This is a genomic window from Streptomyces sp. NPDC107471 (genome assembly GCF_055582845.1).
In genome coordinates this window covers 778,570-804,514 of sequence record NZ_JBVJPC010000002.1, presented here as the reverse complement: position 1 = coordinate 804,514, position 25,945 = coordinate 778,570, and the positions used below count along the sequence as shown (strand labels likewise).

The 25,945-nt window shown below is 67.7% G+C and carries 20 protein-coding genes and 1 tRNA gene; 19 read left to right on the top strand and 2 right to left on the bottom strand.

Features of this window, described 5'->3' with window-relative positions; translation table 11 throughout:
- Nucleotides 1-464 precede the first annotated feature (464 nt).
- Nucleotides 465-1,520: a UDP-N-acetylmuramate dehydrogenase gene (locus ACZ66S_RS08565; RefSeq protein WP_469900609.1), complete on the top strand. Its 1,056-nt coding sequence runs from the start codon at nucleotides 465-467 to the stop codon at nucleotides 1,518-1,520.
- Nucleotides 1,521-1,665: 145 nt separating this feature from the next.
- On the opposite strand, the gene ACZ66S_RS08560 is transcribed toward ACZ66S_RS08565, so the two are convergent.
- On the bottom strand, nucleotides 1,666-2,706 hold the full coding sequence (locus tag ACZ66S_RS08560; RefSeq protein ID WP_469900608.1) for an adenosine deaminase: 1,041 nt from the start codon (nucleotides 2,704-2,706) through the stop codon (nucleotides 1,666-1,668).
- Nucleotides 2,707-2,827: 121 nt separating this feature from the next.
- Complete coding sequence (locus ACZ66S_RS08555) at nucleotides 2,828-4,054, bottom strand: pyridoxal phosphate-dependent aminotransferase (RefSeq protein WP_469900607.1); 1,227 nt, start codon at nucleotides 4,052-4,054, stop codon at nucleotides 2,828-2,830.
- Nucleotides 4,055-4,301: 247 nt separating this feature from the next.
- On the opposite strand from ACZ66S_RS08555, the gene ACZ66S_RS08550 reads away from it, so the two are divergent.
- The 18 genes from ACZ66S_RS08550 (at nucleotide 4,302) to ACZ66S_RS08465 (ending at nucleotide 25,895) form a co-directional block, all read left to right on the top strand.
- Nucleotides 4,302-4,374 (top strand) — tRNA-Trp (locus ACZ66S_RS08550).
- Between the two features lie 108 nt (nucleotides 4,375-4,482).
- A complete protein-coding gene (gene secE, locus ACZ66S_RS08545) occupies nucleotides 4,483-4,770 on the top strand; it encodes a preprotein translocase subunit SecE (protein WP_053846807.1) in 288 nt (95 codons plus the stop codon).
- Nucleotides 4,771-4,850: 80 nt separating this feature from the next.
- Nucleotides 4,851-5,699, top strand: coding sequence for a transcription termination/antitermination protein NusG (nusG, locus tag ACZ66S_RS08540; RefSeq protein WP_469900606.1), 849 nt, complete (start codon nucleotides 4,851-4,853; stop codon nucleotides 5,697-5,699).
- Nucleotides 5,700-5,866: 167 nt separating this feature from the next.
- Nucleotides 5,867-6,301, top strand: coding sequence for a 50S ribosomal protein L11 (rplK, locus tag ACZ66S_RS08535; RefSeq protein WP_053846805.1), 435 nt, complete (start codon nucleotides 5,867-5,869; stop codon nucleotides 6,299-6,301).
- A gap of 85 nt (nucleotides 6,302-6,386) precedes the next feature.
- Entirely contained in the window at nucleotides 6,387-7,112 is a 726-nt protein-coding gene (gene rplA / locus ACZ66S_RS08530) for a 50S ribosomal protein L1 (protein ID WP_020118519.1), read from the top strand.
- Nucleotides 7,113-7,224: 112 nt separating this feature from the next.
- Nucleotides 7,225-8,067, top strand: a complete 843-nt coding sequence (locus ACZ66S_RS08525) for an SCO4651 family lipoprotein (RefSeq protein WP_469900605.1) — start codon at nucleotides 7,225-7,227, stop codon at nucleotides 8,065-8,067.
- 91 nt (nucleotides 8,068-8,158) lie between these two features.
- Entirely contained in the window at nucleotides 8,159-9,010 is an 852-nt protein-coding gene (locus ACZ66S_RS08520; RefSeq protein ID WP_469900604.1) for an SCO4651 family lipoprotein, read from the top strand.
- A gap of 286 nt (nucleotides 9,011-9,296) precedes the next feature.
- Nucleotides 9,297-9,827 (top strand): 50S ribosomal protein L10, encoded by a 531-nt coding sequence (gene rplJ, locus ACZ66S_RS08515; protein ID WP_007384048.1) that lies wholly within the window; start codon nucleotides 9,297-9,299, stop codon nucleotides 9,825-9,827.
- Nucleotides 9,828-9,942: 115 nt separating this feature from the next.
- Nucleotides 9,943-10,326 (top strand): 50S ribosomal protein L7/L12, encoded by a 384-nt coding sequence (rplL, locus tag ACZ66S_RS08510; protein ID WP_469900602.1) that lies wholly within the window; start codon nucleotides 9,943-9,945, stop codon nucleotides 10,324-10,326.
- Between the two features lie 560 nt (nucleotides 10,327-10,886).
- Complete coding sequence (gene rpoB, locus ACZ66S_RS08505; RefSeq protein ID WP_469900601.1) at nucleotides 10,887-14,372, top strand: DNA-directed RNA polymerase subunit beta; 3,486 nt, start codon at nucleotides 10,887-10,889, stop codon at nucleotides 14,370-14,372.
- A gap of 100 nt (nucleotides 14,373-14,472) precedes the next feature.
- Nucleotides 14,473-18,372 (top strand): DNA-directed RNA polymerase subunit beta', encoded by a 3,900-nt coding sequence (locus ACZ66S_RS08500; RefSeq protein WP_469900600.1) that lies wholly within the window; start codon nucleotides 14,473-14,475, stop codon nucleotides 18,370-18,372.
- A 330-nt stretch (nucleotides 18,373-18,702) separates the two neighbouring features.
- Complete coding sequence (locus ACZ66S_RS08495; RefSeq protein WP_469900599.1) at nucleotides 18,703-19,251, top strand: DUF1707 and DUF4190 domain-containing protein; 549 nt, start codon at nucleotides 18,703-18,705, stop codon at nucleotides 19,249-19,251.
- A gap of 345 nt (nucleotides 19,252-19,596) precedes the next feature.
- The gene (rpsL, locus tag ACZ66S_RS08490; RefSeq protein WP_003948652.1) at nucleotides 19,597-19,968 is read left to right on the top strand and encodes a 30S ribosomal protein S12; all 372 of its coding nucleotides are present in this window, start codon (nucleotides 19,597-19,599) and stop codon (nucleotides 19,966-19,968) included.
- 2 nt (nucleotides 19,969-19,970) lie between these two features.
- Entirely contained in the window at nucleotides 19,971-20,441 is a 471-nt protein-coding gene (rpsG, locus tag ACZ66S_RS08485; RefSeq protein WP_007384059.1) for a 30S ribosomal protein S7, read from the top strand.
- Nucleotides 20,442-20,480: 39 nt separating this feature from the next.
- Nucleotides 20,481-22,607: an elongation factor G gene (gene fusA, locus ACZ66S_RS08480; protein WP_125188943.1), complete on the top strand. Its 2,127-nt coding sequence runs from the start codon at nucleotides 20,481-20,483 to the stop codon at nucleotides 22,605-22,607.
- Nucleotides 22,608-22,761: 154 nt separating this feature from the next.
- Complete coding sequence (tuf, locus tag ACZ66S_RS08475) at nucleotides 22,762-23,955, top strand: elongation factor Tu (RefSeq protein WP_007384061.1); 1,194 nt, start codon at nucleotides 22,762-22,764, stop codon at nucleotides 23,953-23,955.
- 308 nt (nucleotides 23,956-24,263) lie between these two features.
- Complete coding sequence (locus tag ACZ66S_RS08470; protein WP_469900905.1) at nucleotides 24,264-25,466, top strand: acyltransferase family protein; 1,203 nt, start codon at nucleotides 24,264-24,266, stop codon at nucleotides 25,464-25,466.
- A gap of 75 nt (nucleotides 25,467-25,541) precedes the next feature.
- Nucleotides 25,542-25,895, top strand: a complete 354-nt coding sequence (locus tag ACZ66S_RS08465) for a hypothetical protein (RefSeq protein WP_469900597.1) — start codon at nucleotides 25,542-25,544, stop codon at nucleotides 25,893-25,895.
- Nucleotides 25,896-25,945: the final 50 nt, after the last annotated feature.

Here is a 25,945-nt window from a genome sequence, read left to right as displayed (position 1 = left end):
GTGGCTGGTCGCGCAGTTCCCCGCGCCCCTGGGGGGTTGGAGTCGCCCGTGTCATGAGTGAGCGTGCGCCACGACCGGCCGTCTGGCGGGTGCGGGTGCGTTGTGGCTGGTCGCGCAGTTCCCCGCGCCCCTAGGGGGTGCAGTCACCTGCGCCACGACGGACCGTTCGCCGGACGGCGCGCTAGGACGGGCCGTTGGCCGCGTACGGCGGTGAGGGGACGGGGTGGGGGGTGTCCGCCCGCAGCGGCCGGCGTCCGTTACCGAGCCCTTTTTGCAAGGGACCGAGGCGCCGGACCGAGGACGGATACCCCCCACCCCGGCACCGACCCCCAACACAACCGCACGCGCTGCACACGCCCCCACCGGACAGCAGCGGGCCGCCGCAGGCATTCAGGGGCGCGGGGAACTGCGCAGAACGCCCGCCCCCACCGAACCCGCACCCCACCCCCCGTACCCTGTACCGCGTGCAGGAACGACACGACGCCCCCCTCGCCCCCCTGACCACCTTCCGCCTAGGCGGCCCCGCCGCACGGCTCGTCACCGCGACGACCGACGCCGAGGTGATCGAGGTCGTCCGCGAGGCCGACGCCACCGGCACCCCCCTCCTCGTCATCGGCGGCGGCTCCAACCTCGTCATCGGCGACAAGGGCTTCGACGGCACCGCACTCGTCATCGCCACCAAGGGCCACGAACCCACCGGCACCCATTTGGAGCTCGCCGCCGGCGAGGTGTGGACCGACGCCGTCGCCCGCACCGTGGAGGCCGGGCTCGCCGGGATCGAGTGCCTCGCCGGCATCCCCGGCAGCGCGGGCGCGACCCCGATCCAGAACGTCGGCGCCTACGGCCAGGAGGTGTCCTCCACCATCACGGAGGTCATCGCCTACGACCGCCGCCACGGCGAGACCGTCACCCTCACCAACGACGACTGCGCCTTCTCCTACCGCCACAGCCGTTTCAAGGACGACCCGACCCGCTACGTCGTCCTGCGCGTCCGCTTCGAGCTGGAGGACGCCGACGGCCTCTCCGCGCCGATCAGGTACGCCGAGACCGCCCGCGTCCTGGGCGTCGAGCCCGGCGACCGCGTCCCCCTCGCCGACGCCCGCGCCACCGTCCTGAAGCTGCGCGCCGGCAAGGGCATGGTCCTGGACCCCGACGACCACGACACCTGGTCGGCAGGCTCCTTCTTCACCAACCCCATCCTCACGGCGGCCCAGTTCGCGGAGTTCCACGCGCGCGTGAAGGACCGCCTCGGCGCGGACACCGAACCGCCCGCCTACCCTGCGGACGACGGCCGTACCAAGACCTCCGCGGCCTGGCTCATCGACAAGGCGGGCTTCACCAAGGGGTACGGCACGGGCCCGGCCCGTATCTCCACCAAGCACACCCTGGCCCTCACCAACCGGGGCAACGCCACCACCGAGGACCTCCTCGCCCTGGCGAGGGAGGTCGTGGCGGGCGTACAGGACGCCTTCGGCGTCACCCTCGTCAACGAGCCCGTGACGGTGGGCGTGACCCTGTAGCGGCAGGGGGCGACACCACCCCGGACGGCACACGGCACACGGCACACGGCACACGGCCCCGGTGGAAGGCTTCCCCGCCCGAGCCCCGAGCCCCGAGCCCCGAGCCCCGAGCCCCGAGCCCCGAGCCCCGCGGCCGGCGCCCGCCTCAGTCGACCGGCTGGTGCAGCCAGTCGTCCACTCCCGACAGCAGCTTGGCCTTCACGTCCTCCGGTGCCGCCGAGGCCCGTACCGACTGCCGGGCCAGTTCCGCGAGTTCCGCGTCCGAGAAGCCGTGCCACCGTCGCGCGATCTCGTACTGCGCGGCCAGCCGGGACCCGAACAGCAGCGGGTCGTCGGCGCCGAGCGCCATGGGCACACCGGCCTCGAACAGCTTCCGCAGCGGCACGTCCTCGTGCTTCTCGTACACGCCGAGGGCCACGTTCGACGCCGGGCACACCTCGCACGTCACCTGCCGGTCCGCCAGCCGCTTCAGCAGCCGCGGGTCGTCCGCCGCGCGCACCCCGTGACCGATCCGGTTCGCGTCCAGGTCGTCGAGGCAGTCCCGTACCGAAGACGGGCCGGCCAGCTCGCCGCCGTGCGGCGCCGACAGCAGTCCGCCCTCGCGCGCGATGTGGAACGCCCGGTCGAAGTCCCGTGCCATGCCCCGGCGTTCGTCGTTCGACAGCCCGAAGCCGACCACGCCCTTGTCCGCGTACCGCACCGCGAGCCGGGCCAGCGTGCGCGCGTCCAGCGGATGCTTCATCCGGTTCGCGGCGACCAGCACCCGCATCCCGAGCCCGGTCTCCCGCGAGGTCGTCTCCACCGCGTCCAGGATGATCTCCAGCGCCGGGATCAGCCCGCCGAGCCGGGGCGCGTACGACGTCGGGTCGACCTGGATCTCCAGCCACCCCGAGCCGTCGCGCACATCCTCCTCGGCGGCCTCCCGCACCAGCCGCCGGATGTCGTCGGGCTCCCGGAGGCACGAGCGGGCGGCGTCGTACAGCCGCTGGAACCGGAACCAGCCCCGCTCGTCCGTCGCCCGCAGCCTCGGCGGCTCTCCGCTGGTCAGTGCGTCGACCAGCGCCTCGGGCAGTCGTACGCCGTACTTGTCGGCCAGTTCCAGAACCGTCCCCGGGCGCATCGAGCCGGTGAAGTGCAGATGCAGATGGGCTTTCGGCAGCTCAGAGACATCACGTACACGCTCCATCCCAGGATCCTGCCGTACGCCACGGGCGTCCCGGTACCGCTTTCCCCTTTAGTGGTCTTGCTCGCACAAAAAAAGGAGGCAGCCACTCACGTGAGTAGCTGCCTCCTCCTTTACGGCGACCTCAGTCCCGCGCCTCCGCCAGCAGCTTCTGGATCCGGGACACGCCCTCGACGAGATCCTCGTCACCGAGCGCGTACGACAGCCGCAGATAGCCCGGCGTGCCGAAGGCCTCACCCGGGACGACCGCGACCTCGGCCTCCTCCAGGATCAGCGCGGCCAGCTCGACGGTGTCCTGCGGGCGCTTGCCGCGGATCTCCTTGCCGAGCAGCTCCTTGACCGAGGGGTAGGCGTAGAAGGCGCCTTCGGGCTCCGGGCAGAGCACGCCGTCGATCTCGTTGAGCATGCGGACGATCGTCTTGCGGCGGCGGTCGAAGGCCGTGCGCATCTCCGCCACCGCGTCGAGGTTGCCGGAGACCGCGGCGAGGGCGGCGACCTGGGCGACGTTCGACACGTTGGAGGTGGCGTGCGACTGGAGGTTGGTCGCGGCCTTGACGACGTCCTTCGGGCCGATGATCCAGCCCACCCGCCAGCCGGTCATGGCGTACGTCTTCGCGACACCGTTGACCACGACGCACTTGTCGCGCAGCTCGGGCAGGAGCGCGGGCAGCGAGGTGAACTTCGCGTCGCCGTAGACGAGGTGCTCGTAGATCTCGTCGGTCAGCACCCACAGGCCGTGCTCGACGGCCCAGCGGCCGATCGCCTCGGCGTCGGCCTGGCTGTAGACGGCGCCGGTCGGGTTGGAGGGCGAGACGAAGAGGACGACCTTGGTCCGCTCGGTGCGGGCCGCCTCGAGCTGCTCGACGGAGACCCGGTAGCCGGTCGTCTCGTCGGCGACCACCTCCACCGGGACACCGCCGGCCAGCCGGATCGACTCCGGGTAGGTCGTCCAGTAGGGCGCCGGGACGATGACCTCGTCGCCCGGGTCGAGGATCGCGGCGAACGCCTCGTAGATCGCCTGCTTGCCGCCGTTGGTCACCAGGATCTGGGACGGGTCGACCTCGTAGCCGGAGTCGCGCAGCGTCTTCGCGGCGATCGCGGACTTCAGCTCGGGAAGGCCGCCGGCCGGGGTGTAGCGGTGGTACTTCGGGTTCGAGCAGGCCTCGATCGCGGCCTGGACGATGTAGTCCGGGGTCGGGAAGTCGGGCTCACCGGCGCCGAAGCCGATCACCGGACGCCCGGCGGCCTTGAGGGCCTTGGCCTTGGCGTCCACGGCGAGGGTGGCGGACTCGGAGATCGCGCCGACTCGGGCGGAGACCCGGCGCTCGGTGGGAGGGGTTGCAGCGCTCATGGGGCCCATCGTTCCAGACCGGAAACCTCCCCGGCACACGGGTTTCACGGACTGAACAACCGCTGAACAACCGTCCGGATCCGCGCCGCACGCTGGGCGATCTTCCGTCCCCAAGGCCCGTACGGGCGCTTTCTGTTCGACGGGGGGCCGCGGACCACGTACACTCTCACCTCGTTGGCCTTCAGCAGCCGCCGCCCAGGTGCACACCGAGCACCCGGTCGGATGCGGTACGTTGGGGGGCACACAAAGGGTCGTAGCTCAATTGGTAGAGCACCGGTCTCCAAAACCGGCGGTTGGGGGTTCAAGTCCCTCCGGCCCTGCTACACACACCTTCGCCAGGATGTGTGCGCATGTACGTACAGCAATGCACCGCCGTGCGGCTCCAACCGGGCGCGGCACGGCCACGACCCGGGAACAGGTGAGGACGAATGGCGGATGCCGTGGGCTCCATCGACACGCCTGGCGCCCAGGACGAAGTGCCGGAGTCCAAGAAGAAGGCCCGTAAGGGCGGCAAGCGTGCCAAGAAGGGCCCGCTGAAGCGTCTTGCGATCTTCTACCGGCAGATCGTCGCAGAACTCCGCAAGGTCGTCTGGCCGTCGCGGAGCCAACTGACGACGTACACGACCGTGGTGATCGTCTTCGTCCTCGTCATGATCGGCCTGGTGACCGTGATTGACTATGGACTGAACCACGCCGCCAAGTACGTATTCGGCTGAGCACAGAGCGAAGGGCGCCGAGGTTACCGGCGCCCCTTTTCGCATGTTCCACCCCATGTATCCAGGAAGAAGCAGCCACCGTGTCTGACCAGAACCTGAACGACGCCATCGAGCCCGACGAGTCTGTCGACGACGAGCTCGACATCGTCGAGGGCGCGGACGAGGACCCGGACGAGGTCGAGGCTGCCGACGCCGAGGCCGGCGAGCCCGCCGAGGAAGCCGCCCTGCACGCCGAGGACGAGTCCGGCGGCGACGTCGAGGCCGTCGAGGACGAGGACGCCGAAGAGGTCGAGGAAGAGCCGGCCGAGCCGGTCGACCCCGTCGCCGCCCTGCGCGAGGAACTGCGGACCCTTCCCGGCGAGTGGTACGTCATCCACACCTACGCCGGTTACGAGAACCGCGTGAAGACCAACCTCGAGCAGCGTGCCGTCTCGCTGAACGTCGAGGACTACATCTTCCAGGCCGAGGTGCCGCAGGAAGAGGTCGTCCAGATCAAGAACGGCGACCGCAAGACGATCCGCCAGAACAAGCTCCCCGGCTACGTCCTCGTCCGCATGGACCTGACGAACGAGTCCTGGGGCGTCGTCCGCAACACCCCCGGCGTCACCGGCTTCGTGGGCAACGCCTACGACCCGTACCCGCTGACCCTGGACGAGATCGTCAAGATGCTCGCCCCGGAGGCCGAGGAGAAGGCCGCCCGCGAGGCCGCCGAGGCGGAGGGCAAGCCGGCTCCGGCCCGCAAGGTCGAGGTCCAGGTGCTGGACTTCGAGGTCGGCGACTCGGTCACCGTCACCGACGGCCCGTTCGCCACGCTCCAGGCGACCATCAACGAGATCAACGCCGACTCGAAGAAGGTCAAGGGTCTCGTCGAGATCTTCGGCCGCGAGACCCCGGTCGAGCTGAGCTTCGACCAGATCCAGAAGAACTGACTCTCTTCCGGACAGAGCTTCCGACCAGGTCAGGCGGGCTGTCACAGCTCGTCTGACCTGCTCGGTTTTTGGCCGCGCATCTATACCCGTTATCGTTGTGCGGTATGCCTGCGTTCGGGTGGTCCCCGTAGGCAGGCAGGACCCGAATCGAAAGGACCCGGAGAGCTATGCCTCCCAAGAAGAAGAAGGTCACGGGGCTCATCAAGCTCCAGATCCAGGCCGGTGCCGCCAACCCGGCTCCGCCGGTCGGCCCCGCGCTGGGTCAGCACGGCGTCAACATCATGGAGTTCTGCAAGGCCTACAACGCGGCCACCGAGTCGCAGCGTGGCTGGGTGATCCCGGTGGAGATCACGGTCTACGAGGACCGCTCCTTCACCTTCATCACCAAGACCCCGCCGGCCGCGAAGATGATCCTCAAGGCCGCGGGCGTGGAGAAGGGCTCCGGCGAGCCGCACAAGACCAAGGTCGCCAAGATCACCGAGGCGCAGGTCCGCGAGATCGCCACCACCAAGATGCCCGACCTCAACGCCAACGACCTGGACGCCGCCGCGAAGATCATCGCCGGCACCGCGCGTTCCATGGGCGTCACGGTCGAGGGCTGAGCCCCAACCCCCCGTACATCAAGCAGAAGTGGCAGGGCCTGCTCGGCCCGTACCACGACTCCTTTCAGAACACACAGGAGCAGTTGTGAGCAAGCGCAGCAAGGCTCTCCGCGCTGCGGACGCCAAGGTCGACCGGGAGAAGCTGTACGCCCCGCTCGAGGCCGTCCGTCTCGCCAAGGAGACCTCCACCTCCAAGTTCGACGGCACCGTCGAGGTCGCCTTCCGTCTGGGTGTCGACCCGCGCAAGGCGGACCAGATGGTCCGTGGCACCGTGAACCTCCCGCACGGCACCGGTAAGACCGCCCGGGTCCTGGTCTTCGCGACCGGTGACCGTGCCGAGGCCGCTCGTGCCGCGGGCGCCGACATCGTCGGCGCCGACGAGCTCATCGACGAGGTGTCGAAGGGCCGTCTGGACTTCGACGCCGTCGTCGCCACCCCGGACCTCATGGGCAAGGTCGGCCGCCTCGGCCGCGTGCTCGGTCCCCGTGGTCTCATGCCGAACCCCAAGACCGGCACCGTCACCCCCGATGTCACCAAGGCTGTCAACGACATCAAGGGCGGCAAGATCGAGTTCCGCGTCGACAAGCACTCGAACCTGCACTTCATCATCGGCAAGACGTCGTTCGACGACACCAAGCTGGTGGAGAACTACGGCGCGGCGCTGGAGGAGATCCTCCGTCTGAAGCCGTCCGCCGCCAAGGGTCGCTACATCAAGAAGGCCGCCATCAGCACCACGATGGGCCCCGGCATTCCGCTGGACTCCAACCGCACCCGCAACCTCCTCGTCGAGGAGGACCCGGCCGCGGTCTGAGACACCGGCAGGTCCACGGGCCCCGCACCTTTCGAGGTGCGGGGCCCGTTCCCATGTGCGGGGGCTGTGCTCTGAGTTAGCGTGCGAGCAGGGCACTTGACCAGGGGGACGCATGAAGAGGACGACGGTCCGGCTCACGACGGCCGCCGCACTGGCGGGCCTCGCCGCCTGTACCCCCTCGGGCCCCTCCGACCGGCCGGCGCAGCAGGGGCCCGCGGCCTCGGCGCCCGCCTCCCTGTCGGCCCTGCGCAGCGCCGAACACGCCACCGAGCGGGCCCGCAGCGCCCGGGTGAGATCCACGACCGTGATGGGCACCCAGTTCTCCCTCACCGCCGACGGCGTCCTCGCCTGGCGCGACGGCCTCTCCGGGTCCCTCACCATCGCCTACACCGGCGGCACCGCGGCCGAGACGATGCGCGACCTCGGCGTCACCTCCATGGAGGCCCGCTACCTCTCCGACGCCTACTACGCGCGCATGGGCGACACGTTCGCGGCCAAGACCGGCGGCAGGCACTGGCTCCGGTACGCCTACGACGACCTGAAGACCCTCGGCGGGGGCGCCGACCTCGCCGACCAGATGCGCTCCACCACCCCCGACCAGTCGGTGCGGCTGCTGCTGGACTCCGACGACGTGCGCGCGCTCGGCCGGGAGACCGTGAACGGCCAGGCCACCACGCACTACACCGGCACGGTGGACGTCCGGGACGTCACCGACACCGAGCTACGGCAGCGCCTCCAGGCCGCCGACGTCACCGCCGAGACCGTCGACATCTGGATCAACGAGAAGAACCTCCTGGTCAAGAAGGTCGAGAAGACCAGCACGGCGAACGGCAGGGTGACCCAGACCGCCCACTACAGCGACTACGGCGTCCAGGTCGCCGTACGCAAGCCGCCGGCGGACGACACCGAGGACTTCAAGAACCTCCTGTCACAGTCGAGCACCAACCCCACCTGAGCCACAGGGAATTCACGGACCTCGCGCGCTCCGCTCGGATAAGCTCGCGGTCTTGCTGTGAATCGACCATGTGTTCCTTGGGGGGAATCAAATGGCTACTTCTGCACGACGTTCCACGCACCGCCGGGCCGTCGGCGCCGGCCTCGCCGCCGTCGCCCTCGCCGCGGGTGCGGTGAGCTGTTCCAAGGGCGGCGACGAGTCGCCCGAGATGACGCCCGCCGCCGCGGTCGCCAAGGCGGCGAAGAACACGGAGGAGATCACCTCCTTCCACTACCGCATGAAGGGCGAGATGCCCGAGCAGGGCCAGTTCCAGGCCGAGGCCGCCATGCGGACCAAGCCCGACATCGCGATGAGCATGAAGATGACCGCGGCCGGCCAGGGCTCCGCGGAGATCCGCCTCGTCGACAAGGCCATGTACATCGGCGGCAACGCCGACATGGCCAAGGAGATGGACGGCAAGAAGTGGATGAAGTTCGACCTGTCCGCGCTCGGCAAGGACGGTGACCTCGGCGCGGCCGCGTCCGGCGCCGGCCAGGCCGACCAGAACCCGGCCTCCATGTCCTCCTTCCTCAACGGCGCCAAGGACGTGAAGAAGGTCGGCACCGAGACCGTCGACGGGGTCGAGACCACCCACTACGCGGGCGACGTCACACTCGCCGAGCTCAAGGCCACCTTCAAGGACGCCGACAAGTCGGTCCGTGAGCAGCGCGAGAAGAGCACCGACCAGCTCGAGAAGCTGGGCCTGGACAAGTTCACGATGGACATGTGGGTCGACGACGAGGACCACGCCAAGCAGTTCCGCATGCGGGGCGACGCCGACAAGGGCAAGTTCGACATGACCTTCACCTTCCTCGACTACAACAAGCCGGTGACCGTCACGGCCCCGCCGGCCGGCGAGACCGCGGACCTGGCCGAGATGATGAAGGAACTCCAGAACGGCTGAGCGTGACAGGACCGGATTTGCTTGACAGGGATCCGGTCACGTACGCTCCTGCAGAAGCCAAAGACCGCTGGTCGTTGCCGTGTCCTCGCAAGAGGGGGCGGTGGCCGAAGGATCCGCTGAAGACTGCGGACGACCCGCGCAGGTGACTGTGGATGTGCTCCCGGAGACACGTGCCTCGTGCAGGTGAATGCGGTCGAGCTACGCCCCGTGCGCCTGCGCCGGGGCGTTTCGTTTTGTGCAGCCCCTTCTGAGCGGTCCTCATCACCCGGAAGGAGGCCGACGCTCTATGGCAAGGCCCGACAAGGCTGCCGCGGTAGCCGAGCTGACGGAGCAGTTCCGCAGCTCGAACGCCGCCGTGCTGACCGAGTACCGGGGTCTCACCGTGGCGCAGCTCAAGACGCTGCGTCGTTCGCTCGGTGAAGACGCCCAGTACGCCGTGGTGAAGAACACGCTGACCAAGATCGCGGCCAACGAGGCCGGGATCTCGACGCTCGACGACCTGTTCAACGGTCCGACGGCGGTTGCCTTCATCACCGGTGACCCGGTGACGTCGGCGAAGGGTCTTCGTGACTTCGCCAAGGACAACCCCAACCTCGTCATCAAGGGCGGTGTCCTTGACGGCAAGGCGCTGTCCGCCGATGAGATCAAGAAGCTCGCGGACCTCGAGTCCCGCGAGGTTCTGCTCGCCAAGCTGGCGGGCGCCTTCAAGGGCAAGCAGACTCAGGCTGCTCAGGTCTTCCAGGCGCTCCCGTCGAAGCTCGTCCGCACCGTGGACGCGCTGCGCGCCAAGCAGGACGAGCAGGGCGGTGCCGAGTAACTCGGCTCGCGCATTGATCCACGCCGCCTGAGGCGCGGGTCGTAGCGGGCCGTAAGTACGCCCGCCGTATCGATACATCCGGCACCTGCCGAAATTAGTGGAAGGATCGCCCCTCATGGCGAAGCTCAGCCAGGAAGACCTGCTCGCGCAGTTCGAGGAGATGACCCTCATCGAGCTCTCCGAGTTCGTGAAGGCCTTCGAGGAGAAGTTCGACGTCACCGCCGCCGCGGCCGTCGCCGTCGCGGGCCCGGCCGGTCCGGCCGCCACCGCCGAGGCTGCTGAGGAGCAGGACGAGTTCGACGTCATCCTCACCGGTGCCGGCGACAAGAAGATCCAGGTCATCAAGGTCGTGCGTGAGCTGACCTCCCTGGGTCTCAAGGAGGCCAAGGACCTCGTGGACGGCGCCCCGAAGCCCGTCCTCGAGAAGGTCGCCAAGGACGCCGCCGAGAAGGCCGCCGAGTCCCTCAAGGGCGCCGGCGCCTCCGTCGAGGTCAAGTAACACCCCACAGGTCCCGCTGGGCCTGTAACGCGCAAGCACCGAAGAGCGATCATCCATCCGGGTGGTCGCTCTTCGGCGTTCCTGGAGGCGCGGTCACGGTTGCCTTGCGGCCTCGTGGGCGAGGGGTATGGTGATCTTCGTCGTGTCTCCCGGAACCCCTGGGTTCCGGCAGGGGGGCCTTGACGAACCGCACGCAGCGCGCAATTCTCAGGACGCGTCGTCAGAACGGTCCGAATCCGAGGCATGGATCGGCGACGAAGAGGGCAGTATCAACGTGCGTTGAGGGCACCATGCCGAGGACGTTGAGGGCAGCGAGAGTTTTTGAAGACTGGGCAGAAAAGCGGGGCTGGACATCAGTGCGCCAAGTGGCTACACTGACCCTTTGCGCTGCCTGTTAGCTGTCCCCTGCCCGTCACCAGGGGTCTGCCCTCGCCTCAGCATCGATGACCGGACCATCTCCGACCTGGCCTTTCGGCCGAATCGGAGAGACCTGTCCTCTGTGCCGCGGAGGAGGGCCCGGGGAGCGCGTAGTGAGTCCGAGCCCTCGGAAGGACCCCCTCTTGGCCGCCTCGCGCACTGCCTCGACCGCGAATACGAACAACGGCGCCAGCACCGCCCCGCTGCGCATCTCTTTTGCAAAGATCAAGGAGCCTCTCGAGGTTCCCAACCTGCTCGCGCTGCAGACCGAGAGCTTTGACTGGCTGCTCGGGAACACCGCCTGGCAGAGTCGGGTCGAGGAGGCTCTGGAGTCCGGTCAGGACGTCCCCACCAAGTCCGGTCTGGAGGAGATCTTCGAGGAGATCTCCCCGATCGAGGACTTCTCCGGGTCGATGTCGCTGACGTTCCGCGACCACCGTTTCGAGCCGCCGAAGAACAGCATCGACGAGTGCAAGGAGCGCGACTTCACGTACGCCGCCCCGCTCTTCGTAACGGCGGAGTTCACCAACAACGAGACCGGCGAGATCAAGTCCCAGACGGTCTTCATGGGCGACTTCCCGCTCATGACCCACAAGGGCACCTTCGTCATCAACGGCACCGAGCGTGTCGTGGTGTCGCAGCTCGTCCGCTCGCCGGGTGTCTACTTCGACTCCTCCATCGACAAGACGTCCGACAAGGACATCTTCTCGGCCAAGATCATCCCGTCCCGGGGTGCCTGGCTGGAGATGGAGATCGACAAGCGCGACATGGTCGGTGTCCGCATCGACCGCAAGCGCAAGCAGTCCGTCACCGTCCTGCTCAAGGCTCTCGGTTGGACGACCGAGCAGATCCTCGAGGAGTTCGGCGAGTACGAGTCGATGCGCGCCACTCTGGAGAAGGACCACACCCAGGGCCAGGACGACGCGCTGCTCGACATCTACCGCAAGCTGCGTCCGGGCGAGCCCCCCACGCGTGAGGCCGCGCAGACGCTTCTGGAGAACCTGTACTTCAACCCGAAGCGTTACGACCTCGCCAAGGTCGGCCGCTACAAGGTCAACAAGAAGCTGGGTGCGGAGGCTCCGCTGGACGCGGGCATCCTGACCGTCGAGGACATCATCTCGACGATCAAGTACCTGGTGAAGCTGCACGCGGGCGAGACCGAGACGGTCGGCGACAGCGGCACGAACATCGTCGTCGAGACCGACGACATCGACCACTTCGGCAACCGTCGTCTGCGCAGCGTCGGCGAGCTCATCCAGAACCAGGTCCGCACGGGTCTGGCTCGTATGGAGCGCGTCGTCCGCGAGCGCATGACGACCCAGGACGTCGAGGCGATCACGCCGCAGACCCTGATCAACATCCGGCCGGTCGTCGCCTCCATCAAGGAGTTCTTCGGCACCAGCCAGCTCTCGCAGTTCATGGACCAGAACAACCCGCTGTCGGGTCTCACCCACAAGCGCCGTCTGTCGGCTCTTGGCCCGGGTGGTCTCTCCCGTGAGCGGGCCGGCTTCGAGGTCCGTGACGTGCACCCGTCCCACTACGGCCGCATGTGCCCGATCGAGACGCCCGAAGGCCCGAACATCGGTCTGATCGGTTCGCTCGCCTCCTACGGCCGCGTCAACGCGTTCGGTTTCGTGGAGACGCCGTACCGCAAGGTCGTCGACGGCCAGGTCACCGACGAGGTCGACTACCTGACGGCCGACGAGGAGGACCGCTTCGTCATCGCGCAGGCCAACGCCACACTCAGCGAGGACATGCGGTTCGAGGAGTCCCGGGTCCTGGTCCGCCGCCGTGGCGGCGAGGTCGACTACGTCCCCGGTGACGACGTCGACTACATGGACGTCTCGCCGCGCCAGATGGTGTCGGTCGCGACCGCCATGATCCCGTTCCTGGAGCACGACGACGCCAACCGTGCCCTCATGGGCGCGAACATGATGCGTCAGGCCGTGCCGCTGATTAAGTCCGAGTCCCCGCTCGTCGGCACCGGCATGGAGTACCGCTCCGCCGTCGACGCCGGCGACGTGGTCAAGGCGGAGAAGGCGGGTGTGGTCCAGGAGGTCTCCGCGGACTACATCACCACCGCCAACGACGACGGCACCTACATCACCTACCGGCTGGCCAAGTTCGCCCGCTCCAACCAGGGCACCTCGGTCAACCAGAAGGTCATCGTCGACGAGGGCGACCGGATCATCGAGGGCCAGGTCCTGGCCGACGGTCCGGCCACCGAGAACGGCGAGATGGCGCTGGGCAAGAACCTGCTCGTGGCGTTCATGCCGTGGGAGGGTCACAACTACGAGGACGCGATCATCCTGTCGCAGCGCCTCGTGCAGGACGACGTCCTCTCCTCGATCCACATCGAGGAGCACGAGGTCGACGCCCGTGACACCAAGCTCGGCCCCGAGGAGATCACCCGGGACATCCCGAACGTCTCCGAGGAGGTCCTCGCCGACCTCGACGAGCGCGGCATCATCCGTATCGGTGCCGAGGTCGTCGCCGGTGACATCCTCGTCGGCAAGGTCACGCCCAAGGGTGAGACCGAGCTGACGCCGGAGGAGCGCCTGCTGCGCGCGATCTTCGGTGAGAAGGCCCGTGAGGTCCGTGACACCTCGCTGAAGGTGCCGCACGGCGAGATCGGCAAGGTCATCGGCGTCCGCGTCTTCGACCGCGAGGAGGGCGACGAGCTTCCCCCCGGTGTGAACCAGCTCGTGCGCGTGTACGTGGCGCAGAAGCGCAAGATCACCGACGGTGACAAGCTCGCCGGCCGGCACGGCAACAAGGGTGTCATCTCCAAGATCCTGCCCATCGAGGACATGCCGTTCCTCGAGGACGGGACCCCGGTCGACATCATCCTCAACCCGCTGGGTGTGCCGTCCCGAATGAACCCGGGACAGGTCCTGGAGATCCACCTCGGCTGGCTCGCCAGCCGCGGCTGGGACGTCTCCGGGCTCGCCGAGGACTGGGCGCAGCGCCTCCAGGTGATCGGCGCCGACTCCGTCGCGCCCGGTACCAACGTCGCGACCCCGGTCTTCGACGGTGCCCGTGAGGACGAGCTGGCGGGTCTGCTCCAGCACACCATCCCGAACCGGGACGGCGAGCGCATGGTGCAGCCGACCGGTAAGGCGAGGCTGTTCGACGGCCGCTCCGGCGAGCCGTTCCCGGAGCCGATCTCGGTCGGCTACATGTACATCCTCAAGCTCCACCACCTGGTCGACGACAAGCTCCACGCCCGTTCGACCGGTCCGTACTCGATGATCACCCAGCAGCCGCTGGGTGGTAAGGCCCAGTTCGGTGGCCAGCGCTTCGGTGAGATGGAGGTGTGGGCGCTGGAGGCATACGGCGCCGCGTACGCCCTCCAGGAGCTGCTGACCATCAAGTCCGACGACGTCACCGGCCGCGTGAAGGTCTACGAGGCCATCGTCAAGGGCGAGAACATCCCCGAGCCCGGCATCCCCGAGTCCTTCAAGGTGCTCATCAAGGAGATGCAGTCTCTCTGCCTGAACGTGGAGGTGCTGTCCAGCGACGGTATGTCCATCGAAATGCGTGACACCGACGAGGACGTCTTCCGCGCGGCGGAGGAGCTCGGCATCGACCTGTCCCGGCGCGAGCCGAGCAGCGTCGAAGAGGTCTGACGGGAGTCCGGCCGGAGGACCTGGTGAGGAACCTCCGGCCGGCCCCAGGACCCCCGTATCAGACCCCAAGACTTACAACCCTGAGAGGGATTGACGCATAGTGCTCGACGTCAACTTCTTCGATGAGCTCCGGATCGGTCTGGCCACCGCTGACGACATCCGTCAGTGGAGCCACGGCGAGGTCAAGAAGCCCGAGACCATCAACTACCGCACCCTCAAGCCCGAAAAGGACGGACTCTTCTGCGAGAAGATCTTCGGTCCGACCCGGGACTGGGAGTGCTACTGCGGCAAGTACAAGCGTGTCCGGTTCAAGGGCATCATCTGCGAGCGCTGCGGCGTCGAGGTCACTCGCGCCAAGGTGCGTCGTGAGCGGATGGGCCACATCGAGCTGGCCGCCCCCGTCACGCACATCTGGTACTTCAAGGGCGTCCCGTCGCGTCTGGGCTACCTGCTCGACCTGGCCCCCAAGGACCTCGAGAAGGTCATCTACTTCGCGGCGTACATGATCACGTACGTCGACGAGGAGCGCCGTACGCGTGACCTGCCCTCCCTGGAGGCGCACGTCTCCGTGGAGCGCCAGCAGGTCGAGAACCGTCGCGACGCCGACCTCGAGGCCCGTGCCAAGAAGCTGGAAAGCGACCTGGCCGAGCTGGAGGCCGAGGGCGCCAAGGCCGACGTGCGCCGCAAGGTGCGCGAGGGTGCCGAGCGCGAGATGAAGCAGCTCCGCGACCGTGCGCAGCGCGAGATCGACCGCCTCGACGAGGTGTGGACCCGCTTCAAGAACCTCAAGGTCCAGGACCTCGAGGGCGACGAGCTGCTCTACCGCGAGCTGCGGGACCGCTTCGGTACCTACTTCGACGGTTCGATGGGTGCCGCGGCGCTGCAGAAGCGCCTGGAGTCCTTCGACCTCGACGAGGAGGCCGAGCGTCTCCGCGAGATCATCCGTACCGGCAAGGGCCAGAAGAAGACCCGTGCGCTGAAGCGGCTGAAGGTCGTGTCTGCCTTCCTGCAGACCTCCAACAGCCCCAAGGGCATGGTCCTCGACTGCGTCCCGGTCATCCCGCCGGACCTCCGCCCGATGGTGCAGCTCGACGGTGGCCGCTTCGCGACCTCCGACCTGAACGACCTGTACCGCCGTGTGATCAACCGCAACAACCGTCTGAAGAGGCTCCTCGACCTCGGCGCGCCCGAGATCATCGTCAACAACGAGAAGCGCATGCTTCAGGAGGCCGTTGACGCCCTCTTCGACAACGGTCGTCGCGGTCGCCCGGTGACGGGCCCCGGCAACCGCCCGCTGAAGTCCCTCAGCGACATGCTGAAGGGCAAGCAGGGTCGATTCCGTCAGAACCTGCTCGGCAAGCGTGTGGACTACTCCGCGCGTTCCGTGATCGTCGTCGGTCCGCAGCTCAAGCTGCACCAGTGCGGTCTGCCGAAGGCGATGGCGCTGGAGCTCTTCAAGCCGTTCGTGATGAAGCGCCTGGTCGACCTGAACCACGCGCAGAACATCAAGAGCGCCAAGCGCATGGTGGAGCGCGGCCGCACGGTCGTGTACGACGTCCTCGAAGAGGTCATCGCCGAGCACCCGGTGCTGCTGAACCGTGCTCCCACCCTGCACCGCCTCGGCATCCAGGCCTTCGAGCCGCAGCTCGTCGAGGGCAAGGCCATCCAGATCCACCCGCTCGTCTGCACCGCGTTCAACGCGGACTTCGACGGTGACCAGATGGCCGTGCACCTGCCGCTGTCCGCGGAGGCGCAGGCCGAGGCCCGCATCCTGATGCTGTCCTCGAACAACATCCTCAAGCCCGCCGACGGCCGTCCGGTGACGATGCCGACCCAGGACATGGTCCTCGGTCTGTTCTTCCTCACCACCGACGGCGAGCTGCGTGACACCAAGGGCGAGGGCCGCGCGTTCGGCTCCACGGCCGAGGCGATCATGGCGTTCGACGCGGGCGAGCTGGCTCTCCAGTCGCAGATCGACATCCGCTTCCCGGTGGGCACCATCCCGCCGCGTGGCTGGACGCCGCCGGCGCAGGAGGAGGGCGAGCCGGAGTGGCAGCAGGGGGACACCTTCCGCCTGCGTACCACCCTGGGCCGCGCGCTCTTCAACGAGCTGCTGCCCGAGGACTACCCGTTCGTCGACTACTCGGTGGGCAAGAAGCAGCTCTCCGAGATCGTCAACGACCTGGCCGAGCGCTACCCCAAGGTCATCGTGGCGGCGACGCTCGACAACCTGAAGGCGGCCGGCTTCTACTGGGCGACCCGTTCCGGTGTCACCGTGGCCATCTCCGACGTCGTCGTTCCCGAGGCGAAGAAGGAGATCGTCAAGGGCTACGAGGCGCAGGACGAGAAGGTCCAGAAGCAGTACGAGCGCGGTCTGATCACCAAGGAAGAGCGCACTCAGGAGCTCATCGCGATCTGGACCAAGGCGACCAACGAGGTCGCCGAGGCGATGAACGAGAACTTCCCCAAGACGAACCCCATCTTCATGATGGTTGACTCGGGTGCCCGAGGAAACATGATGCAGATGCGGCAGATCGCCGGTATGCGTGGTCTGGTGTCGAACGCCAAGAACGAGACGATCCCGCGTCCCATCAAGGCGTCCTTCCGTGAGGGCCTGTCCGTGCTGGAGTACTTCATCTCCACGCACGGTGCCCGTAAGGGTCTCGCGGACACCGCCCTGCGTACCGCCGACTCGGGTTACCTGACCCGTCGTCTGGTGGACGTCTCGCAGGACGTCATCATCCGCGAGGAGGACTGCGGCACCGACCGTGGCCTCAAGCTCGCGATCGCCGAGCGCGGCGCCGACGGCGTCCTGCGCAAGGCGGACGACGTCGAGACCTCCGTGTACGCGCGCTGCCTCGCCGAGGACATCGTCGTCGACGGCAAGGTGCTGGCCCCGGCCGGTACCGACCTCGGTGACGTGCTCATCGACGAGCTGGTCAAGCACGGTGTCGAGACGGTCAAGACCCGCTCGGTCCTGACCTGCGAGTCCGCCGTCGGCACCTGCGCCATGTGCTACGGCCGCTCGCTCGCCACCGGCAAGCTGGTCGACATCGGTGAGGCGGTCGGCATCATCGCCGCCCAGTCCATCGGTGAGCCCGGTACCCAGCTCACGATGCGTACCTTCCACACCGGTGGTGTGGCCGGTGACGACATCACCCAGGGTCTGCCGCGTGTCGTCGAGCTCTTCGAGGCCCGTACCCCGAAGGGTGTCGCCCCGATCTCCGAGGCCCAGGGCCGCGTGCGGATCGAGGAGACCGAGAAGACCAAGAAGATCGTCATCACGCCGGACGACGGCAGCGACGAGACGGCGTTCCCGATCTCGAAGCGTGCCCGACTCCTGGTCAGCGAGGGCGAGCACGTCGAGGTGGGCCAGAAGCTCACCGTGGGTGCCACCAACCCGCACGACGTGCTGCGCATCCTGGGCCAGCGTGCCGTCCAGGTCCACCTGGTCGGCGAGGTCCAGAAGGTCTACAACTCGCAGGGTGTGTCGATCCACGACAAGCACATCGAGATCATCATCCGGCAGATGCTGCGCCGGGTGACGATCATCGAGTCCGGCGACGCCGAGCTGCTGCCCGGCGAGCTGGTCGAGCGCTCGAAGTTCGAGACTGAGAACCGTCGTGTGGTCCAGGAGGGCGGTCACCCGGCCTCCGGTCGTCCGCAGCTCATGGGTATCACCAAGGCCTCGCTGGCCACGGAGTCCTGGCTGTCGGCGGCGTCCTTCCAGGAGACGACGCGAGTCCTCACGGACGCGGCGATCAACGCCAAGTCCGACTCGCTCATCGGCCTCAAGGAGAACGTCATCATCGGTAAGCTCATCCCGGCCGGTACGGGCCTGTCCCGCTACCGCAACATCCGGGTGGAGCCGACCGAGGAGGCCAAGGCCGCGATGTACTCGGCCGTCGGCTACGACGACATCGACTACTCGCCCTTCGGCACGGGCTCCGGCCAGGCTGTTCCGCTGGAGGACTACGACTACGGGCCGTACAACCAGTAAGGCCCGCGTCTGAACGACTGAAGGGCGGTCACCCCGTTTCGTACGGGGTGGCCGCCCTTCGGCGTTCGTGCCGGGCCCAGGACGGCCGTGGGCGCGTGTCTGGGGCCCCGCGGCGAGCGGTCCGGCCCCGGGCGCCTCCCGTGCGCCCCCGGCGCTGCTGAGCCCTCCGGGCGTTTCCGGCTTGAGATGCGGGAACCTGTCCCGGTATCGCAGCGTTGGAGCATCATGGAGGCATTCGACCGCCCAGGGGGTGCTCCTGTGTCGCAACCGTCGTGGCAACCGTGGCAGGGGAACGAGGAGTCGCCATCAGGGCCGGGCAGGGACGGACCGGTGGCGGGCTCCTGGTCCGGTGCGCACGTTCCCGTCGCCCGTCCCTGGCCGGGGTACGCCGTGCCACAGGCGGCCGGCTCCGGCATGCTCGCCTCCCACGCCGACCGGGAGCGGGCCGTGGACGTTCTGCGGGCCGGGTACGGCGAGGGGCGGCTGGAGAAGGGCGAGTTCGACAAGCGGGTGGAGCGGGCCTACGGCGCCCGTACCGTGGGCGAGCTGGCGCTGCTCGTGTCCGACCTGCCGCTGGGGCCGATGCCGCAGCCGGCGCCCGTCACGGCCGTACCGCGGACGTTCCTGCCCGCCCCGAGGCCGCGGGCGAACGGGAAGGCGGTCGGAGCCGCGGTGTGCGGGCTGCTGTGCGTGCCGACCTTCGGCTTCACCGGGATCCCGGCGGTGATCCTCGGACACGCGGCGCGGGCGGAGATCGAGCGGACGGGGGAGAGCGGCGACGGGCTGGCGCTGACCGGACTCGTGTTCGGCTGGCTGTCGATCGCCGCGTGGTCGGTCGTGATGACACTGCTGGTCGCGGTGGGCCTCGCCTCCGGGTGAGCGCCCCAAGAGGCCGCGCCGAGCGGCCTCTTGAGCGTGTGCGCTGTGTGAAATCGAAGATCGTCCACGGCGTAGGGGCTTGACATCGGCCGCTCCGCGATGGTGCCGCCGTCCATCTGTTTTGACCGCAGCGAATGAGCTGGGTACGCTCAGACCTTGTGCCTGGGGTGTGCCCTGGCTCCCGTGCGTGCCTTGAACCGCACTAGGGGGGCCGTGAGCGGCCACCGTAATCTGCGCCCTTTTCGCCTTGCGGCGGGAGTCCGCCGGATTCGACACACCCGACCGCGTGGGTCGGCGACGTTCCAGGTTAGCTTCACCATTCGGCACACAGAAACCGGAGAAGTAGTGCCTACGATCCAGCAGCTGGTCCGCAAGGGCCGGCAGGACAAGGTCGAGAAGAACAAGACGCCCGCACTCGAGGGTTCCCCTCAGCGTCGCGGCGTCTGCACGCGTGTGTTCACGACCACCCCGAAGAAGCCGAACTCGGCCCTGCGTAAGGTCGCGCGTGTGCGTCTGACCAGCGGGATCGAGGTCACTGCTTACATTCCGGGTGAGGGACACAACCTGCAGGAGCACTCCATCGTGCTCGTGCGCGGCGGCCGTGTGAAGGACCTGCCCGGTGTTCGCTACAAGATCATCCGCGGTTCGCTCGACACCCAGGGTGTCAAGAACCGCAAGCAGGCCCGCAGCCGCTACGGCGCCAAGAAGGAGAAGTAAGAATGCCTCGTAAGGGCCCCGCCCCGAAGCGCCCGGTCATCATCGACCCGGTCTACGGTTCTCCTCTTGTCACCTCCCTGATCAACAAGGTGCTGCTGAACGGCAAGCGCTCCACCGCCGAGCGCATCGTGTACGGCGCCATGGAGGGCCTGCGCGAGAAGACCAGCAACGACCCGGTCATCACCCTCAAGCGTGCGCTCGAGAACATCAAGCCGACCCTTGAGGTCAAGTCCCGCCGTGTCGGTGGCGCCACCTACCAGGTGCCGGTCGAGGTCAAGCCCGGCCGCGCCAACACGCTGGCGCTGCGCTGGCTGGTCGGTTACTCCCGCGCCCGTCGCGAGAAGACCATGACCGAGCGTCTGCTCAACGAGCTTCTCGACGCCTCGAACGGCCTCGGTGCGGCCGTCAAGAAGCGCGAGGACACGCACAAGATGGCCGAGTCCAACAAGGCCTTCGCGCACTACCGCTGGTAGTCGCAGACCCCATCGAGACCGAGAGAAGACTGAAGCCTTATGGCTACCACTTCGCTTGACCTGGCCAGGGTCCGCAACATTGGGATCATGGCCCACATCGACGCGGGCAAGACGACCACCACCGAGCGGATCCTGTTCTACACCGGCGTTTCGTACAAGATCGGTGAGGTCCACGACGGCGCCGCCACCATGGACTGGATGGAGCAGGAGCAGGAGCGTGGCATCACGATCACCTCTGCTGCCACCACCTGTCACTGGCCGCTCGAGGGCGTCGACCACACCATCAACATCATCGACACCCCGGGTCACGTCGACTTCACCGTCGAGGTGGAGCGTTCGCTCCGCGTCCTCGACGGTGCCGTGACGGTGTTCGACGGCGTTGCCGGCGTGGAGCCGCAGTCCGAGACGGTCTGGCGTCAGGCCGACCGTTACGGCGTGCCCCGCATCTGCTTCGTCAACAAGCTGGACCGTACCGGCGCCGAGTTCCACCGCTGCGTGGACATGATCTCGGACCGCCTGGGCGCCCAGCCGCTCGTCATGCAGCTCCCGATCGGCGCCGAGGCCGACTTCAAGGGCGTCGTCGACCTCGTCACCATGAAGGCGCTCGTGTGGTCCGCCGAGGCGGCCAAGGGCGAGATGTACGACACCGTCGACATCCCGGCCACGCACACCGAGGCTGCCGAGGAGTACCGCGGCAAGCTCATCGAGGCCGTCGCGGAGAACGACGAAGAGATCATGGAGCTGTACCTGGAGGGCGAGGAGCCTTCCGTGGAGCAGCTTTACGCGGCGATCCGCCGTATCACCATCGCCTCCGGCAAGTCGAAGGACACCACGGTCACCCCGGTGTTCTGTGGCACCGCGTTCAAGAACAAGGGCGTCCAGCCCCTGCTCGACGCGGTCGTGCGCTACCTGCCGACCCCGCTCGACGTCGAGGCCATCGAGGGCCACGACGTCAAGGACCCCGAGGTCGTCGTCAAGCGCAAGCCGTCCGACGAGGAGCCGCTGTCGGCGCTGGCGTTCAAGATCATGAGCGACCCGCACCTCGGCAAGCTCACCTTCGTCCGGATCTACTCCGGTCGCCTGGAGTCCGGCACCGCGGTGCTGAACTCCGTCAAGGGCAAGAAGGAGCGCATCGGCAAGATCTACCGCATGCACGCGAACAAGCGTGAGGAGATCGAGTCGGTGGGCGCCGGCGACATCGTCGCCGTCATGGGCCTGAAGCAGACCACCACCGGTGAGACGCTGTCCGACGACAAGCAGCCGGTGATCCTGGAGTCCATGGACTTCCCGGCGCCGGTCATCCAGGTCGCCATCGAGCCCAAGTCCAAGGGTGACCAGGAGAAGCTGGGTGTCGCCATCCAGCGTCTCGCGGAGGAGGACCCCTCCTTCCAGGTCCACTCGGACGAGGAGACGGGCCAGACCATCATCGGTGGTATGGGCGAGCTGCACCTCGAGGTGCTGGTCGACCGTATGCGCCGTGAGTTCAAGGTCGAGGCCAACGTCGGCAAGCCGCAGGTCGCGTACCGCGAGACGATCCGCAAGGCCGTCGAGCGCGTCGACTACACGCACAAGAAGCAGACTGGTGGTACCGGCCAGTTCGCCAAGGTGCAGATCGCGATCGAGCCGATCGAGGGCGGCGACGCCTCGTACGAGTTCGTGAACAAGGTGACCGGTGGCCGTATCCCGAAGGAGTACATCCCTTCGGTGGACGCCGGTGCGCAGGAGGCCATGCAGTTCGGCATCCTCGCCGGGTACGAGATGACGGGCGTTCGCGTCACGCTTCTCGACGGCGCCTACCACGAGGTCGACTCCTCCGAGCTCGCGTTCAAGATCGCCGGCTCGCAGGCCTTCAAGGAGGCCGCGCGCAAGGCGTCCCCCGTGCTGCTCGAGCCGATGATGGCCGTCGAGGTCACCACGCCCGAGGACTACATGGGTGAGGTCATCGGCGACATCAACTCCCGCCGTGGTCAGATCCAGGCCATGGAGGAGCGGGCCGGTGCCCGCGTCGTGAAGGGCCTCGTGCCCCTCTCGGAGATGTTCGGCTACGTCGGAGACCTCCGCAGCAAGACGTCGGGTCGCGCAAGCTACTCGATGCAGTTCGACTCCTACGCCGAGGTTCCGCGGAACGTCGCCGAGGAGATCATCGCGAAGGCCAAGGGCGAGTAACGCACCGCGTTCGCACGCTTTAGGCTTGACTCCGGAGCCCGGAGGGGCATTCACCCGCATTTGCGGGGGAGTGCCCCCGGGCCGAGGCTTTCCAGCAAAGATCACCTGGCGCCGATGAAGCAAGGCGTTCAGAACCACTCCACAGGAGGACCCCGTGGCGAAGGCGAAGTTCGAGCGGACTAAGCCCCACGTCAACATCGGCACCATCGGTCACATCGACCACGGTAAGACGACCCTCACGGCCGCCATTACCAAGGTGCTGCACGACGCGTACCCGGACCTGAACGAGGCCTCGGCCTTCGACCAGATCGACAAGGCTCCCGAGGAGCGCCAGCGCGGTATCACCATCTCGATCGCGCACGTCGAGTACCAGACCGAGACGCGTCACTACGCCCACGTCGACTGCCCCGGTCACGCGGACTACATCAAGAACATGATCACGGGTGCGGCGCAGATGGACGGCGCCATCCTCGTGGTCGCCGCCACCGACGGCCCGATGCCGCAGACCAAGGAGCACGTGCTCCTGGCCCGCCAGGTCGGCGTTCCGTACATCGTCGTCGCCCTGAACAAGGCCGACATGGTGGACGACGAGGAGATCCTGGAGCTCGTCGAGCTCGAGGTGCGTGAGCTCCTCTCCGAGTACGAGTTCCCGGGCGACGACGTTCCCGTCGTCAAGGTCTCGGCGCTCAAGGCTCTCGAGGGCGACAAGGAGTGGGGCCAGTCGGTCCTGGACCTGATGGCCGCCGTCGACGAGGCGATCCCGCAGCCCGAGCGTGACGTCGACAAGCCGTTCCTGATGCCGATCGAGGACGTCTTCACGATCACCGGTCGTGGCACCGTCGTCACCGGTCGTATCGAGCGTGGTGTCCTCAAGGTCAACGAGACCGTCGACATCATCGGCATCAAGACCGAGAAGACCACCACCACGGTCACCGGCATCGAGATGTTCCGCAAGCTGCTCGACGAGGGCCAGGCCGGTGAGAACGTCGGTCTGCTCCTCCGTGGCATCAAGCGCGAGGACGTCGAGCGCGGCCAGGTCATCATCAAGCCGGGTTCGGTCACGCCGCACACCCAGTTCGAGGCCCAGGCCTACATCCTCTCCAAGGACGAGGGTGGCCGCCACACGCCGTTCTTCAACAACTACCGTCCGCAGTTCTACTTCCGTACGACGGACGTGACCGGCGTCGTGACCCTCCCCGAGGGCACCGAGATGGTCATGCCGGGTGACAACACCGAGATGAAGGTGGAGCTCATCCAGCCCGTCGCCATGGAAGAGGGCCTGAAGTTCGCCATCCGTGAGGGTGGCCGGACGGTCGGCGCCGGCCAGGTCACCAAGATCACCGCCTGATCTTGTTCTGACCCGGTAGGTCTCCGAGACCCGTAGGTCTCTGGACCCGTAGGTCTCTGAAGGGGCCCGTACGACTTCGGTCGTACGGGCCCCTTCGCGTGCGCGGAGGGTTGCCCGGGGGGCGGGTGAAGAGTGGGCGAACTCCGGAGGACGTCTTCGCGAGGCTTCGGCCAACTGTCTCCCGGGGTCGTCCCGAATGTTCTTGTCTGGTCGCTGTGGGGTGGTTGTGAGGGTCGTAGCCTGAGGCGCCCGGATGGCCACTCACGGCCCGGATTCCCTCATGAGGACGGACGGACCCGCAGGTGTCGATGCAGGAAGCGGAGAGCAGACGGTCGGTGCCGCGACGGATCGTCGGCGGACTGCAGCAACCGCTCCCGCCCCTCGCCGCACCCGCACCGCCGGAGCAGCCCGCGCACCCCGCCCGGCGCGCCGCAGTCCGCGACCGCGCCGGCCGCCGGCTGTACGCCATCGACGGCATCCGGCTCCTCGCCGCCCTCATGGTCGCCGTGCACCACTACGCCGGCACCCGCAGGGTCGACCAGCCCGGCAACCGCATCTGGGACCGCCCGGTCTCCGACATCATGCCGACGGTGTTCCGGTTCGCCTCCTACGGCTGGATCGGCGTCGAGATCTTCTTCGTGATCAGCGGCTTCGTGATCTGCATGTCCTGCTGGGGCCGTACGCCCCGGCAGTTCTTCACCTCACGGGTGATCCGGCTGTACCCGGCGTACTGGTGCGCCGTCGTCTTCACCACGGCCGTCCTGGTGGCCCTGCCGGGCGTCTGGGACCGCCTGCGCACCCGCGACGTGCTCCTCAACTTCACGATGCTGCAGTCGGGTTCGGGCGTCATGAACGTCGACGGCGTCTACTGGACGCTGTGGTCGGAGCTCCGCTTCTACCTCCTGTTCCTGGTGGTCGTGTGGAGCGGGCTGACCTACCGCAAGGTCGTCGTCTTCTGCTGTGTGTGGGGCGCCGCGGCGATGCTCGCCCCGATCTCGAAGCTCCCCCTGCTGGAACTGGTCGCCAACCCGGAGGGCGCCTGGTACTTCATCGCGGGCCTCTCCCTCTACCTGATGCACCGCTTCGGGCAGGACCTGCTGCTGTGGGGCATCCTCGCGCTGGCCTGGCTGATGGGCCAGCGCGAACTGGGCATCCGGATCGACGAGGTCGAGCACGTGTCGGGCTGGCGGGGGAGCGTTCTGATCTTCACCGTCTTCCTGCTGGCCATGGTCGCCATCGCCCTCGGCGCCACGGACCGCGTCCGCTGGAAGTGGCTGGTGACGGCGGGGGCCCTGACCTACCCGCTCTACCTGATGCACTACGCGGCCGGTACGACGATGATCAACCGCCTGCGCGACACGATGGACGCCCGCCTCCTGGTCGTCTGCGTCATCGCCGGGTTCATGCTGCTGAGCTGGTTGGTCCACCGGTTCGTGGAACGCCCGGCGGCACGGCTGCTGAAGCGCGGGCTGGACACGTCGTTCGCGCGGCTGCGGAACGCGAGCGGCTGACCTCCGTACGGCGACCGGGTGTTCTGAGTACGAACGCTCATGCGGCCAGGGATGTCCGCGCGCTGTGATGGACCCATGCCGGATCTCACGCACGACGACGATCGCGCGACCGGAGCCTGGGTCGCCCCGCTGGTCTCGACGCTCCTGACGCTGCCCGCGTGCCTGGCCGCCTGGTTCTTCGGCGGGTTCTCGGCGATGGCGTGCGACGCCTGCACCGCCCCGCAGGCGGACCGCTTCGACGACAGCTTCGGGGTGGCCTTCCCGGTGCTGCTCGGCGGCCTGGGTCTCGCTCTGTTCCTGCTCGCCGCGAGCTGGGCACTGCCGTGGGAACGCCACCACACGGCCCGCCGCGTCGGCCTCGCGGCCCTGGCGGCGGTGCTGGCTCCGTCGGCGTACGCGCTGTTCGCGGTGTTGGTCCAGTGGCCTTAGAGCCTCAGAGGCTCAGACCAAGCGGAAGTCATGATCGGGTCATGCGATAG

What these genes read in the sequence shown, in the direction of transcription:
- rplL (WP_469900602.1), top strand. Translation starts at nt 9,943, where the DNA reads ATGGCGAAGCTCAGCCAGGAAGACCTGCTCGCGCAGTTCGAGGAGATG.
- ACZ66S_RS08470 (WP_469900905.1), top strand. Translation starts at nt 24,264, where the DNA reads ATGCAGGAAGCGGAGAGCAGACGGTCGGTGCCGCGACGGATCGTCGGC.
- secE (WP_053846807.1), top strand. Translation starts at nt 4,483, where the DNA reads ATGGCGGATGCCGTGGGCTCCATCGACACGCCTGGCGCCCAGGACGAA.
- ACZ66S_RS08520 (WP_469900604.1), top strand. Translation starts at nt 8,159, where the DNA reads ATGGCTACTTCTGCACGACGTTCCACGCACCGCCGGGCCGTCGGCGCC.
- rplJ (WP_007384048.1), top strand. Translation starts at nt 9,297, where the DNA reads ATGGCAAGGCCCGACAAGGCTGCCGCGGTAGCCGAGCTGACGGAGCAG.
- rpsG (WP_007384059.1), top strand. Translation starts at nt 19,971, where the DNA reads ATGCCTCGTAAGGGCCCCGCCCCGAAGCGCCCGGTCATCATCGACCCG.
- ACZ66S_RS08560 (WP_469900608.1), bottom strand. Translation starts at nt 2,706, where the DNA reads ATGGAGCGTGTACGTGATGTCTCTGAGCTGCCGAAAGCCCATCTGCAT.
- fusA (WP_125188943.1), top strand. Translation starts at nt 20,481, where the DNA reads ATGGCTACCACTTCGCTTGACCTGGCCAGGGTCCGCAACATTGGGATC.
- ACZ66S_RS08555 (WP_469900607.1), bottom strand. Translation starts at nt 4,054, where the DNA reads ATGAGCGCTGCAACCCCTCCCACCGAGCGCCGGGTCTCCGCCCGAGTC.
- ACZ66S_RS08465 (WP_469900597.1), top strand. Translation starts at nt 25,542, where the DNA reads ATGCCGGATCTCACGCACGACGACGATCGCGCGACCGGAGCCTGGGTC.
- ACZ66S_RS08525 (WP_469900605.1), top strand. Translation starts at nt 7,225, where the DNA reads ATGAAGAGGACGACGGTCCGGCTCACGACGGCCGCCGCACTGGCGGGC.
- rplK (WP_053846805.1), top strand. Translation starts at nt 5,867, where the DNA reads ATGCCTCCCAAGAAGAAGAAGGTCACGGGGCTCATCAAGCTCCAGATC.